Origin of the sequence: Enterobacter sp. EGD-HP1, assembly GCF_000733275.2 — a bacterium.
Lineage (GTDB): Bacteria > Pseudomonadota > Gammaproteobacteria > Enterobacterales > Enterobacteriaceae > Enterobacter.
In genome coordinates, this window is sequence record NZ_AVOP01000033.1 from 199,494 (window position 1) to 212,448 (window position 12,955).

General features: G+C 56.6%; 12 protein-coding genes and 1 other annotated feature. Of the genes, 3 read left to right on the forward strand and 9 right to left on the reverse strand.

The features are described from left to right. The first annotated feature begins 210 nt into the window (after positions 1-210). A complete protein-coding gene (gene satP / locus N037_RS18130; protein ID WP_023334461.1) occupies positions 211-777 on the forward strand; it encodes an acetate uptake transporter in 567 nt (188 codons plus the stop codon). Here the strand turns inward: satP and N037_RS18135 are convergent. The 3 genes from N037_RS18135 to tal form a co-directional block, all read right to left on the reverse strand. Continuing rightward, positions 754-2,076, reverse strand: coding sequence for an MFS transporter (locus N037_RS18135; protein ID WP_032642627.1), 1,323 nt, complete (start codon positions 2,074-2,076; stop codon positions 754-756). The two genes, satP and N037_RS18135, sit on opposite strands and share 24 nt — an antisense overlap. A gap of 122 nt (positions 2,077-2,198) precedes the next feature. Further along, positions 2,199-2,786 (reverse strand): molybdopterin adenylyltransferase, encoded by a 588-nt coding sequence (gene mog, locus N037_RS18140; protein ID WP_032642629.1) that lies wholly within the window; start codon positions 2,784-2,786, stop codon positions 2,199-2,201. Positions 2,787-2,896: 110 nt separating this feature from the next. Then, a complete protein-coding gene (tal, locus tag N037_RS18145; protein ID WP_023334458.1) occupies positions 2,897-3,850 on the reverse strand; it encodes a transaldolase in 954 nt (317 codons plus the stop codon). Between the two features lie 262 nt (positions 3,851-4,112). Between tal and N037_RS18150 the strand changes: the two genes are divergently transcribed. Both N037_RS18150 and yaaA read left to right on the forward strand, forming a co-directional pair. After that, positions 4,113-5,543: an alanine/glycine:cation symporter family protein gene (locus N037_RS18150; protein WP_032642631.1), complete on the forward strand. Its 1,431-nt coding sequence runs from the start codon at positions 4,113-4,115 to the stop codon at positions 5,541-5,543. A 66-nt stretch (positions 5,544-5,609) separates the two neighbouring features. Beyond that, entirely contained in the window at positions 5,610-6,383 is a 774-nt protein-coding gene (gene yaaA / locus N037_RS18155) for a peroxide stress protein YaaA (RefSeq protein WP_032642633.1), read from the forward strand. 31 nt (positions 6,384-6,414) lie between these two features. Here yaaA and N037_RS18160 read toward each other — a convergent pair whose 3' ends face one another. The 6 genes from N037_RS18160 to N037_RS18180 form a co-directional block, all read right to left on the reverse strand. Next, positions 6,415-6,717 (reverse strand): DUF2502 domain-containing protein, encoded by a 303-nt coding sequence (locus tag N037_RS18160; RefSeq protein ID WP_032642635.1) that lies wholly within the window; start codon positions 6,715-6,717, stop codon positions 6,415-6,417. A gap of 245 nt (positions 6,718-6,962) precedes the next feature. Beyond that, on the reverse strand, positions 6,963-8,249 hold the full coding sequence (gene thrC / locus N037_RS18165) for a threonine synthase (RefSeq protein WP_023334454.1): 1,287 nt from the start codon (positions 8,247-8,249) through the stop codon (positions 6,963-6,965). A gap of 3 nt (positions 8,250-8,252) precedes the next feature. Beyond that, complete coding sequence (gene thrB / locus N037_RS18170) at positions 8,253-9,182, reverse strand: homoserine kinase (protein ID WP_023310337.1); 930 nt, start codon at positions 9,180-9,182, stop codon at positions 8,253-8,255. A 1-nt stretch (position 9,183) separates the two neighbouring features. Further along, the gene (gene thrA, locus N037_RS18175; RefSeq protein ID WP_032642637.1) at positions 9,184-11,646 is read right to left on the reverse strand and encodes a bifunctional aspartate kinase/homoserine dehydrogenase I; all 2,463 of its coding nucleotides are present in this window, start codon (positions 11,644-11,646) and stop codon (positions 9,184-9,186) included. Positions 11,647-11,670: 24 nt separating this feature from the next. Next, positions 11,671-11,788: a sequence feature (Thr leader region), on the reverse strand. Then, positions 11,727-11,795: a thr operon leader peptide gene (gene thrL, locus N037_RS24310; protein WP_015572623.1), complete on the reverse strand. Its 69-nt coding sequence runs from the start codon at positions 11,793-11,795 to the stop codon at positions 11,727-11,729. Its footprint overlaps the feature before it by 62 nt. 211 nt (positions 11,796-12,006) lie before the next feature. Then, a complete protein-coding gene (locus tag N037_RS18180; protein WP_032642639.1) occupies positions 12,007-12,693 on the reverse strand; it encodes a tRNA/rRNA methyltransferase in 687 nt (228 codons plus the stop codon). Positions 12,694-12,955: the final 262 nt, after the last annotated feature.

Consider the following 12,955-nt stretch of genomic DNA (forward strand, 5'->3'; position numbering starts at 1 on the left):
ATTTTTTTCAGGTCCACACACTGCGGTTGACTACAAGATGGGGTCGCGACGGCATCCATCAAGGGGCAAGCATAAAAAAAATTTTAATTTCACCCTGATGAGATCATAGACGCCATCAATTGCGCCCATTATGATGCCGCGCCCAGTCAGGGAGTACTGACGCGGGTTTAACCATTTCACCATATTAATGATGATTTTTTTTGAGGACTTATGGGCAACACTAAGTTGGCTAATCCGGCTCCGCTGGGCCTGATGGGTTTTGGCATGACCACTATCCTGCTGAACCTGCACAATATCGGGATGTTCCCGATGGATGGCATCATCCTGGCGATGGGCATTTTTTACGGCGGTATCGCGCAAATCTTCGCGGGCCTGCTGGAATATAAGAAAGGCAACACCTTCGGCTTAACCGCCTTCACCTCTTACGGTTCTTTCTGGCTGACCCTGGTTGCCATTCTGCTGCTGCCTAAAATGGGCATGGCGGACGCGGCAAACGCCCACTTCCTGGGCGTTTATCTGGGCCTGTGGGGCGTCTTCACCCTGTTCATGTTCTTCGGTACCCTGAAAGGTAACCGCATGCTGCAGTTCGTCTTCCTGAGCCTGACCGTGCTGTTCGCCCTGCTGGCGATCGGTCACCTGGTGGATAACGAAGGCATCGTTCATGTTGCAGGCTGGATTGGTCTGGTTTGCGGCGCAAGCGCTATCTACCTCGCAATGGGTGAAGTGCTGAACGAGCAATTTGACCGCACCATTCTACCGATTGGTGAAAAACACTGATCCCTCTGTCGTGCCCGCCTCGCGGGCACGACATCCCCCCGCCTGACGAAGCCAAAATCCTAATACCAGCCCCATCAGCGAGAGCGCGAGTACATACCAGGCTGGCGCCATCGGCGACACGCCCATCAGTACGGTAACCGCAATCGGCGTTAGCCCGCCGAAAATGGCATATGAGACGTTATAAGAGAACGAGATCCCGGTGAAACGAACTTCCGGCGGGAAAGCTCGCACCATGACGTAAGGCACAGCACCCACTACGCCTACGCACAGCCCTACCACGCCGTACAGCAGAAACAGCTGTTCAGGATGGCTGCCCGCCAGATGGTAAAACGCCCAGCTTGATGCGGCCAGTAACAGGCTGCCGACGATAAAGGTCACGCTGGCACCGAAACGATCTGCCGCCAGCCCGGCGGCCAGACAGCCGAAGCAGAGCATGATTGTCGCGATACTGTTCGCCTGTAGCGTCACGGCAGGGGCGAAGCCGTACTGCTTTTGCAGCCACACCGGGGACATCAATATCACCACCACAATGCCCGCCGAGAGCAGCCAGGTGAGCAGCATCGACACCACCACCGCTTTTTTATGACGTACCACGACCGCCTTAACCGGCAGCTCCTGCGCCAGCGCTTTGCGCTGCTGCATCTCGAGGAAAATCGGCGTCTCCTGCAGCCAGCGGCGCAGGTACATCGCGACCAGACCAAACGCCCCACCCAGCAGGAACGGAATACGCCAGCCCCAGTCGTGCACGGCCTGCTGCGTCATGCTGGTATTCACAATCGTTGCGACCACCGAACCCAGCAAAATCCCTACCGTTAAACCCGCCGTTAAGGTTCCGCAGGCGATACCAATGCGGCGCGCCGGAACATGCTCCGCGACAAACACCCACGCGCCCGGCACTTCACCGCCAATCGCCGCCCCCTGAAGGACGCGCATCAGCAACAGCAGCAGCGGAGCAAGGATACCCATCGAGGCATAAGTGGGCAGCAGACCAATGGCCAGCGTCGGCACGGCCATCAGCAGGATGCTTAGGGTAAACATCTTCTTACGCCCGACCAGATCGCCAAAGTGGGCCATGATAATGCCGCCCAGCGGACGCGCCAGATACCCGGCGGCAAAAATGCCGAAGGTTTGTACCTGACGCAGCCATTCCGGGATATCCGCCGGGAAGAAGAGTTCTCCCACCACGGCGGCGAAGAAGACGAAGATGATAAAGTCGTAAAACTCCAGCGCGCCGCCTAGGGCCGCGAGCGTGAGGGTTTTGTAGTCCTGTCGATTCAGAGGTCGGGTGTTATGTGACATAGCGAACCATTATGCGTTTATTGTGGATTTATTTTTACAGTAATCGTAAAGAAAAAATTACTATACCGTAAAAGCGTTACCACGCTATCGCCGCTTCAGCTAATGTCACATATTAGTTAATTTCAGGAGATTGTTTCGCGACGTGCGTTTTTCGGACGAAAAGCTGCTACCACTTTCTCATCGGTTTCCACATAGGGACCGTCAAGCAGCTGTATACAATACGGTACACATGCAAAGATGCCGTGAACGAGGACGCTGCCATCTTCTGCTTTCAGCCCTTCCAGCGTCTCTTTGATCGATTTCGGCTGGCCCGGCAGGTTCAGGATCAGCGCCTGTTTGCGGATCACCCCGACCTGACGGGAAAGAATGGCCGTCGGGACAAAGTGTAGACTGATCTGGCGCATCTGCTCACCGAAGCCCGGCATTTCACGATCGGCGATAGCCAGCGTCGCGTCCGGCGTCACGTCGCGGCGCGCGGGGCCGGTTCCGCCCGTCGTCAGAACAAGGTGGCAGCTCATCTCATCCACCAGCTCGCAAAGCGTCTGCTCGATGATCGGCTGCTCGTCAGGGATCAGGCGAGTCTGGATCTCAAACGGGGTAGTCAGCGCACTGGCAAGCCACTCTTCCAGAGCGGGGATGCCTTTATCCTGGTAAACGCCGCTGGAGGCGCGGTCAGAAATCGACACTAAGCCGATGCGTAAGGTATTCATATCCATTCCATTCAAAGAGTACTGATTAAAGGGAATGATACACGCACAGAGGAAATTCAGACAGAGGCGGGGGTAAGACGCGTGACCGGGAGCCCGGTCACGCAGAATGATTACAGCAGGTCGCCGATCATTTTTTCCAGTTTGCCCTGGTCAACAGCAAACTTACGGATACCGTCCGCCAGTTTGTCTACCGCCATTGGATCCTGGTTGTGCTGCCACAGGAACTCGGATTCAGTGATGCGCTCTGGGCGTGCTTTCACTTCACCGGTGTAGGACAGCTTACGCTCCAGGGTACCTTCGCTTTCAGCCAGCTCTTTCAGCAGTGCAGGCGCGATGGTCAGGCGGTCACAGCCAGCCAGCTCGATGATTTCACCGACGTTACGGAAGCTCGCGCCCATAACCACGGTCTCATAGCCGTGCTGTTTGTAATATTCGTAGATTTCAGTCACGGAAACCACGCCTGGATCTTCAGCCGGTGCGTACTCTTTCTTATCGGTGTTGGCTTTGTACCAGTCCAGAATACGGCCCACGAACGGAGAAATCAGGTATACGCCTGCTTCCGCACATGCACGCGCCTGCGCGAAGGAGAACAGCAGGGTCAGGTTACAGTTGATACCGTCTTTTTCCAGCTGCTCTGCCGCGCGGATGCCCTGCCAGGTAGAAGCCAGTTTGATCAGGATACGATCGTTGCTGATGCCCGCATCGTTGTACATTTTGATCAGACGTTTGGCTTTCGCGATAGACGCTTCGGTGTCGTAGGAGAGACGCGCATCCACTTCGGTAGAGATACGGCCAGGAACCAGCTTCAGGATTTCCAGACCGATGTTCACTGCCAGCTTGTCGGTGGCATCCACAACCTGCTGCGCGCGGTCGTTGCTCTGTGCTTTCGCCCAGGTCACTGCGTCGTCAATCAGTTTGCGATACTCAGGGATCTGTGCGGCGTTAAGGATCAGAGAAGGGTTAGTTGTGGCATCCTGCGGCTGGTACAGCTTCATTGCCGCGATATCTCCGGTGTCAGCTACGACAGTGGTGAACTGACGAAGGGAGGTCAATTTATCCGTCATGATAGTGTTTCTCTTTTAACGTGCCCTGGATAATTCACGCTACCGACAGCATGCCTGCAGCGGAAAAATGACAGGTTTACTTGTTAGGGGGATGTAACCGGTCTGCCCTGATGATAACACGACGGAGGGGTAGCGCAACCGCAGACAGTGCGCTTAGGCAGAGTATGGTAAACTCGGAATATTAACAGGCTGCTAAGCAACAGCATGCCCAATCAGTGGTAGCGCTTACATATTCACTTTGGCATCAACAAGAGGGACGTTAATGCCTGATTTCTTTTTCTTTATTAACGAAGTCCTCTGGGGTTCGATAATGATTTACCTGCTTCTGGGAGCAGGTATTTGGTTTACGCTACGCAGTGGGTTTATCCAGTTTCGTTATATTCGCAAGTTTGGCAGAAGTCTGAAAAACAGCGTCACGCCCCAGCCGGGCGGATTAACGTCGTTCCAGGCACTCTGTACCAGCCTGGCGGCACGACTCGGCAGCGGGAATCTGGCGGGCGTTGCGCTGGCCATCAGCGCCGGTGGGCCAGGCGCGGTCTTCTGGATGTGGGTAACGGCGCTTCTCGGGATGGCCACCTCCTTTGCCGAAAGTTCGCTTGCACAACTCTATAAAGAGAAAGATAAACACGGCCAGTTTCGCGGCGGTCCTGCCTGGTACATGGCGCGTGGCCTGGGGATGCGCTGGATGGGCGTCCTGTTCTCGCTTTTTTTACTGCTCGCGTACGGCCTCATTTTTAATACCGTCCAGGCAAATTCTGTCGCCAATGCCCTGAGCTACGCCTTCTCCTGCCCGGAGTGGGTCGCCGGTATGACTTTAGCCCTTGTCGTACTGCTCACTATTTCTACCGGTCTCAGGGGCATCGCCCGCCTGATGCAGTGGCTGGTTCCCGTTATGGCGCTGCTCTGGGTTGCCGCGAGCCTGTTAGTCGCCGCACTGCATATCGAGCTGGTGCCTGGCGTGATTGCGACCATCGTCAAAAGCGCCTTTGGCTGGCGCGAGGTGGCCTCCGGGGCGCTGGGCTACACCTTCAGCCAGGCGCTGATGGCGGGTTTTCAACGGGGAATGTTTTCCAATGAAGCCGGTATGGGGTCAACCCCCAACGCGGCAGCCGCCGCCTCTTCCTGGCCGCCGCACCCGGCCGCACAAGGCATTGTGCAGATGATTGGCGTCTTTACCGATACCATCATCATCTGTTCCGCCAGCGCCATGATTTTGCTGCTGGCAGGTCCCGTACCGCATTCCTCAGGAACCGCAGGGATACAGCTTCTCCAGCACGCGCTGGTGAACCTGACCGGCGGCTGGGGCGCGGGGTTTGTCTCACTCATCCTGGTGTTATTTGCCTTCAGCTCGATTGTGGTGAATTACCTCTACGCCGAAAATAACCTTATTTTCCTGAAGCTCGACTCCCGCGCCGCAATCGGAACCCTGCGTCTGGGGGTCATACTGATGGTGATAGCAGGCTCCCTGCTCAGCATGCCACTGGTCTGGCAGCTGGCCGATATCATTATGGCGCTGATGGCGATCACTAACCTCACGGCGATCCTGCTGCTCTCGCCCGTTGTGACCCTGATTGCCAGAGACTATCTGCGTCAGCGCAAACTCGGCGTTCCGCCGGTATTTGATCCCGCCCGCTATCCCGATATTAAGGCGCAGCTTGCCCCCGGCACGTGGGATGATTTGCCGCGGCAATAACAGCTATCGATCAATTCAGGGCGATTTTTTGCTAAAGTCGCTCTAAATTTCCTGCAAGGACTGGATATGCTGATTCTGATTTCACCTGCAAAAACGCTCGACTACCAGAGCCCGCTCGCCACCGAGCGCTATACCCAGCCTGAACTGCTGGACTACTCGCAACAGCTGATCCGCGAAGCGCGTAAACTTTCTGCGCCGCAAATCGCCTCGCTGATGAGCATCAGCGACAAGCTGGCCGATCTTAACGCGACCCGCTTTCACGAGTGGCACCCGGATTTCACCCCGGCTAACGCTCGCCAGGCGATTCTGGCGTTTAAAGGTGATGTCTATACCGGCCTGCAGGCGGAAGATTTTAGCGAAGCCGATTTCGATTTTGCCCAGCAGCATCTGCGCATGCTGTCGGGTCTGTACGGCGTACTGCGCCCGCTGGATCTGATGCAGCCGTATCGTCTGGAGATGGGGATTCGCCTGGAAAATGCCAATGGCAAAGACCTGTACCATTTCTGGGGCGATATCATTACCGACAAGCTGAACGCGGCGCTGCGTGCCCAGGGCGATAACGTGGTGATTAACCTGGCATCCGATGAGTACTACAAGTCGGTGAAGCCGAAAAAGCTGGATGCGGAGATTATCAAACCGGTGTTCCTCGACGAGAAGAACGGTAAGTTCAAAGTGATCAGCTTCTACGCCAAGAAAGCGCGCGGCCTGATGAGCCGCTACATCATCCAGAACCGCCTGACGAAGCCGGAGCAGCTGACCGCCTTCAACAGCGAAGGCTATTTCTTTGACGAGTCGTCGTCGGGGAAAGGCGAGCTGGTGTTTAAGCGCCACGAGCAGTAAAAAAAACCCCGCCAGCTGGCGGGGTTTTGCATTAATGGTGTTTCCAGTCCGGGCCGCGATCGTCGTGGTGGTCATCGTGATGATGGTCGTCGTGACGATCGTCGTGTTTACGATGCTCGTCATGTGGACGCCAGTGGTTATCACGCCAGTCATAATGCGCCTTCCACCAGTCGTGGTCGCGCCAGCGGCCGCCGTCCCAGTAATGCCCGTTGTTATCCTGGTCGCCAATCTGCAGTTTTACCGCCGGTACGAGGGTAATTTCAGATGCCTGAACCGCCATGGGGGCGACCAGTACCAGTGAAAGCGCGATGAGTGCATGTTTCAGTGTAGACACAGGTGACTCCTTATTCTTCTTGCCCAACGTGGGCCGATGTAAGGAGAGTACGCGAGGGGAACGGGGGATGTTATTCTCTGCAATCCTAAACGCTAAGTGGCCGCATTTATTGGGAATTTCTACTTTTTTCCTGCTTTATTTCTCCTTAATTTCTTCACAAAAAAAGCCGGGTGGCGCTGCGCTTACCCGGCCTACGTTCTGAGCCGTTGTAGGTCGGGTAAGGCGTAGCCGCCACCCGACAAAATTTATGCTCGGGTCATCATCAGCTTACGCAGCGCGGCAAAATCTGCCGGCAGTTCATGAGACAGCAGCGGCAGGTCGGCACGCTCGGCCAGCTCTTTCGGCAGCGGCAGCGTTTCGTCCAGGATCGCTTCCACGCTCTCTTTGAACTTCGCCGGATGCGCGGTGCCCAGGAACAGGCCATATTCCCCCGGGTTAAGCTGGTCGCGCAGCGCACGGTAGGCAATCGCCGCGTGCGGTTCAGAGGTATACCCCACCGCCTTCAGCTCGCGCATGGTCTCTTTGGTGGTTTCATCCGTCACCGCGGCGTAGCCCAGGTCACCCAGACGCCAGATCTTACGGCGGAACAGCTCTTCCACGCGCGGCCAGTTGTTTGGCTGCGATACATCCATTGCGTTAGAGAGCGTTGCCTGCGTGGCGTTCGGCGCCCACTTTCCGTCTTTCAGGAAGCGCGGCACGGTGTCGTTGGCGTTGGTCGCGGCGATAAAGCGTTTCACCGGCAGACCCAGAGATTTCGCCAGCAGGCCCGCCGTCAGGTCACCGAAGTTACCGCTCGGCACGGAGATCACCAGCTGGTTGCGCGCTTCCTGCGGCAGCTGCGCCACCGCTTCGAAGTAGTAGCAGATCTGCGCCAGCAGACGGCTGATGTTGATGGAGTTAGCTGAGTTCAGACCCAGGGCCACCTTCAGCTCTTCGTCGTCGAAGGCCTGCTTGACCAGCGCCTGGCAGGCATCGAAGTCGCCGTCAATTGCCACGGTTTCAATGTTGCCGCCGAGCGTACAGAACAGTTTTTCCTGCAGCGGGCTAATTTTGCCTTTCGGATAGAGGATCACCACGCGGACGTTTTTCAGGCCGTAGAACGCGTGCGCCACCGCCGCACCGGTATCGCCGGAGGTCGCGGTCAGGATGGTTACCGGTTTATCGCCGCTGATGTGGGTCAGCATCTGCGCCATAAAGCGGCCGCCGAAGTCTTTAAACGCCAGGGTCGGGCCGTGGAACAGTTCCAGGCAGCCAACGTCAGGCTCAACCTGCTTCACAGGCGCCGGGAAAGCGAACGCCGCACGCACGCGCTCTTCCAGCAGCTCCTGCGGGATTTCGTCGCCGATAAACGCCGAGAGAATTTTGGTGCTGCGGGTGACAAAGTCCTGCTTTAGCAGTTCGTCGATGTCGGTCAGCTGGAATTCCGGCAGGTCATGCGGGAAGAACAGCCCCTGATTTTTGCCCAGCCCCTGAGTTACCGCCTGCGCGAAGCTGACCTGCTCGTTATGATCTTTAAGGTTATAGAGTTTCATTAATTATCCCAGTACTCGTGCGCCAGCCGTGTCCAGACGGCAAATATGAACAAAGCCTTCCTGATTTTGCAGGTAGTGTTTAGAGAGCCAGTCCGCCACGCGCTGCGCGGTGTCAGGCTTGTCGCACAGGGCGAACAGCGTCGGGCCGGAGCCGGAGATGCCGCACGCCTGCGCGCCGATATCCATGGATGCCTGTCGCGCCTCGTTAAAGCCCGGCAGCAGCTTCGTGCGGTACGGCTCGGCAATGACGTCCTTCATCAGCTTCGCCGCCAGCTGCGGCTGACGGGTGTAGCAGGCGTGGATAAAGCCCGCCAGATGACGCCCGTGGGCGATACAGTCCTGACGACGATACTGCGCGGGCAGGATCGCACGCGCTTCCGCAGTTGACACTTTAATGCCCGGATAGGCCAGCACCCACAGCCACTCGTCAAACCCTGGCACCTGCTGGCTGATGATGCCATTTTCTTCGATCATCAGCTGCATGCCGCCGAGGAAGCACGGCGCGACGTTGTCATAGTGAATGCTGCCGGAGATGCGCCCTTCCAGCTCGCCCATTAGCCCCAGCAGGCGGTTGTTGTTCAGCGGCTTGCCGCAGTGCTCGTTCATTGCTACCAGCGCGGCGACCACCGAGCAGGCGCTGGAACCCAGGCCCGAGCCAATCGGCATGCTTTTTTCCAGCGTCATGGCGACCGGCACGTTTTTGCCGATCTCCTGACAGAAGCGTTCCCAGCACTGATAGACGATATTCTCGCGCGGGTCGGACGGCAGTTTGCTGGCGAAGCGGCCCACGTTATTCAGGCTGAAGCTGTCTGCCGCTTCCACCGTGACCGTATCGCCCAGCAGCGAACCATCCACCGGCGTCACCGCCGCACCCAGCACGTCAAATCCGACGCTCATATTCGCGCTGGAAGCCGGGGCATAAACTTTGACCATGTTAAACTCCTAACTTCCATGACAGGGTACGCAGCAGATCGGCAAACACGCCCGCCGCCGTAACATCGTTCCCTGCGCCATAGCCGCGAAGCACCAGCGGCAGTGGCTGATAATAGTGGCTGTAAAACGCGAGGGCGTTTTCGCCGTTTTTGACTTTGTACAGCGGGTCGTTGCCATCCACTTCGGCAATCTTCACCCGGCACACGCCATCTTCTTCAATGTTGCCAACATAGCGCAATACCTTACCTTCATCACGGGCTTTTGCAACGCGCGCGGCAAACGCGTCGTCAAGCTGCGGCAGCCTGGCCATAAAAGCGCCAACATCACCGCTGCTGTCAAATTCTGCCGGCAGGACCGGTTCAATCACGATATCGGAAAGCTCAAGCTCACGGCCCGTTTCGCGGGCTAGGATCAGCAGCTTGCGCGCCACGTCCATACCGGAAAGGTCGTCACGCGGATCCGGCTCGGTATAGCCCAGCTCGCGCGCGGCGCGGGTCGCTTCCGACAGGCTCATCCCTTCATCCAGCTTGCCGAAGATAAACGACAGCGAGCCGGAGAGAATGCCGGAGAAACGCTGCAGTTCGTCCCCTGCGTTGAGCAGGTTTTGCAGGTTCTCGATAACCGGCAGCCCCGCGCCCACGTTGGTGTCATACAGGAACTTGCGGCGCGACTTGCTCGCCGCCAGACGCAACTGGTGATAGTAATCCATCGACGAGGTGTTGGCCTTTTTGTTCGGCGTCACCACGTGGAAACCTTCGCGCAGGAAGTCCGCGTACTGATCGGCCACCGCCTGGTTCGAGGTACAGTCGACGATCACCGGGTTAAGCAGGTGGTACTCTTTCACCAGACGGATCAGGCGGCCCAGGTTGAACGGCTCTTTCGCCTCGTTCATCTCGGCCTGCCAGTTCTCCAGGTTCAGGCCGTGAACGTTGGTGAGTAGCGCTCTGGAGTTGGCAATCCCGCAGACGCGCAGATCGATATGTTTCTTCTTCAGCCATTCCTGCTGACGCTTCACCTGCTCCAGCAGCGCGCCGCCCACGCCGCCCACGCCAATGAGGAACAGCTCGATGACCTGATCGGTGTTGAACAGCATCTGATGCACCACGCGTACGCCGGTGGTGGCGTCATCGTTGTCCACGACAACGGAAATTGAACGCTCTGACGATCCCTGGGCAATCGCCACGATATTGATATTGGCGCGCGCCAGCGCGGCAAAGAACTTGGCGGAGATACCGCGCAGCGTGCGCATGCCGTCGCCGACCACGGAGATGATCGCCAGACGCTCCTGAATGGCGAGCGGCTCCAGCAGCTCTTCTTTTAGCTCCAGATAGAACTCTTCCTCCAGCGCTCGGCGGGCGCGCAGGCAGTCAGCCTGCGGCACGCAGAAGCTGATGCTGTATTCGGAAGAGGATTGGGTGATCAGCACCACCGAGATACCGTTGCGGGACATGGCCGCAAACACGCGCGCCGCCATGCCGACCATCCCTTTCATCCCCGGACCGGAGACGCTGAACATCGCCATGTTGTTGAGGTTGGAGATGCCTTTCACCGGCAGACCGTCTTCATCGGTGCTCGCGCCAATCAGCGTACCCGGCGCCTGCGGGTTACCGGTGTTTTTAATCAGGCAAGGGATCTGGAACTGGGCAATCGGGGAGATGGTACGCGGATGAAGCACTTTGGCGCCGAAGTAGGAAAGCTCCATTGCTTCCTGGTACGACATCGACTTTAGCAGCCTGGCGTCCGGAACCTGGCGCGGGTCGCAGGTATAGACGCCGTCGACGTCAGTCCAGATCTCACAACAGTCCGCGCGTAAACAGGCGGCCAGCACGGCGGCGGAGTAGTCGGAGCCGTTACGGCCCAGCACCACCAGTTCGCCCTTCTCGTTACCGGCGGTGAAGCCTGCCATCAGAATCATGTGGTCAGCGGGAATTTTGCTCGCGGCGATACGGCGGGTTGATTCGGCAATATCAACGGTAGATTCGAGGTAGTGGCCCACCGCCAGCAGTTTTTCAACCGGGTCGATCACTGTCACGCTATGGCCGCGCGCTTCCAGCACGCCCGCCATGATGGCGATAGAGAGTTTTTCGCCCCGGCAGATCAGCGCCGCGTTGATGCTGTCCGGACACTGGCCGAGAAGGCTGATGCCGTGCAGGACGTGTTTGATTTGCGCGAATTCCTGCTCAACGAAGGCCTTCAGCTGAGCGTGCGGGAAGCCGGGCAGCGCCTCTGCCAGTCCTTGCAGTAAGTCAGCAAAGATACGCTCTGCGTCGCTGATGTTCGGGAGTGCATCCTGGCCACCGATGGTTTTTTCAATCATCGCCACCAGATGGTTCGTGATTTTTGCCGGGGCAGAGAGCACGGTCGCAACCTGCCCCTGCCTGGCGTTGCTTTCCAGGATATCGGCAACACGCAGAAAACGTTCTGCATTTGCCACTGATGTACCGCCGAACTTCAACACTCGCATGGTTCTACCTCGTTTCCTTTAGCCGAAAAAAAAGCCCGCACTGTTCAGGTGCGGGCTTTTTTCTGTTTTTCCTGTACGCGTCAGCCCGCATCGTTACCTGTGGTAATGATGATGGTTGTGGTAATGGTGGTGATGCTGATGCGTTTCATGGATGTTGTGTACTCTGTCATTATTATCTGTCTGTGCTGTATTCTTTTAGGGTTAAAGGATCGGGCACCTTAAGTCAACGAATTTTTAATTTGATCACAATTCGTGAGACTCTCACGTCCCGCTGCCTGCAGTTTTATTTTCATCCTATTCGCCCAGGTGCAACCCTTCCAGACAGACTTATTCGCCATAGTAAAAACTTATGACAGTATTTTACTCGGCCAATTTTTTTTCAATATCGTGCAGCAAACGGTGCAGCATTGCGGTGTCCCGCTGCTCAAGACGCCCCAAACGCTGCTGCAGCCAGTCAGCCATTTTTTGATCGTCCGCCACTCCCAGCTGAGACAAGAGTTGCTCAACGCGTGCCCGCAGCGCGGCCAGCTGATTTTCATTCGCCCCTTCTGCCTGAGGTTGGGGGATTTGTATTAGGGAGGCTAATTGATAGCAGTAGACCATGACCGCCTGACCCAAATTCAGGGAGGGGTAATCGGCTACCATCGGCGCACCGGTAAGAACGTCCGCCAGCTCCAGCTCTTCGTTGGTTAACCCGGAATCCTCGCGACCAAACACCAGCGCCGCTTTATCAAGCCACTGGCTTTTCTCGCTCAGCATCGGCACCAGCTCCGCTGGCGTGGCGTAGTAATGGAACTTCGCCCGGCTGCGCGCGGTGGTCGCAACGGTAAACGAAATGTCGTGCAGCGCATCTGCAAGCGTCGCGTAAGTGGTTATATTATCGAGAATATCGCCCGAACCATGTGCCACCCAACGTGCCGCAGGCTCCAGGTGAGCCGTGCTGTCCACGATACGTAAATCGGTAAAACCCATGGTCTTCATGGCACGCGCGGCAGCGCCTATATTTTCTGCTCTGGCTGGGGCAACCAGTACAATCGACAGATGCATTTATGCTCTCTTTTTAGTCAGTTAGCGGGTAAAAATGTGATGCGCTTCAACATATTACGCAGCGCGAATTTACAAAATTGCAACACAAATCACCGAAATAGCGTTTCATAACAAATTAAAAACGCTAAACTATTCCTTGTCTGAACAATCAGTTAGAATGTTAACAGAACACTATTATCCCCATGTTTTATAATGATAATGGTGATATGAATACTCTATTCTGATTGGATTCACTTCGTTTATAAATCAATGTCCGCAACTA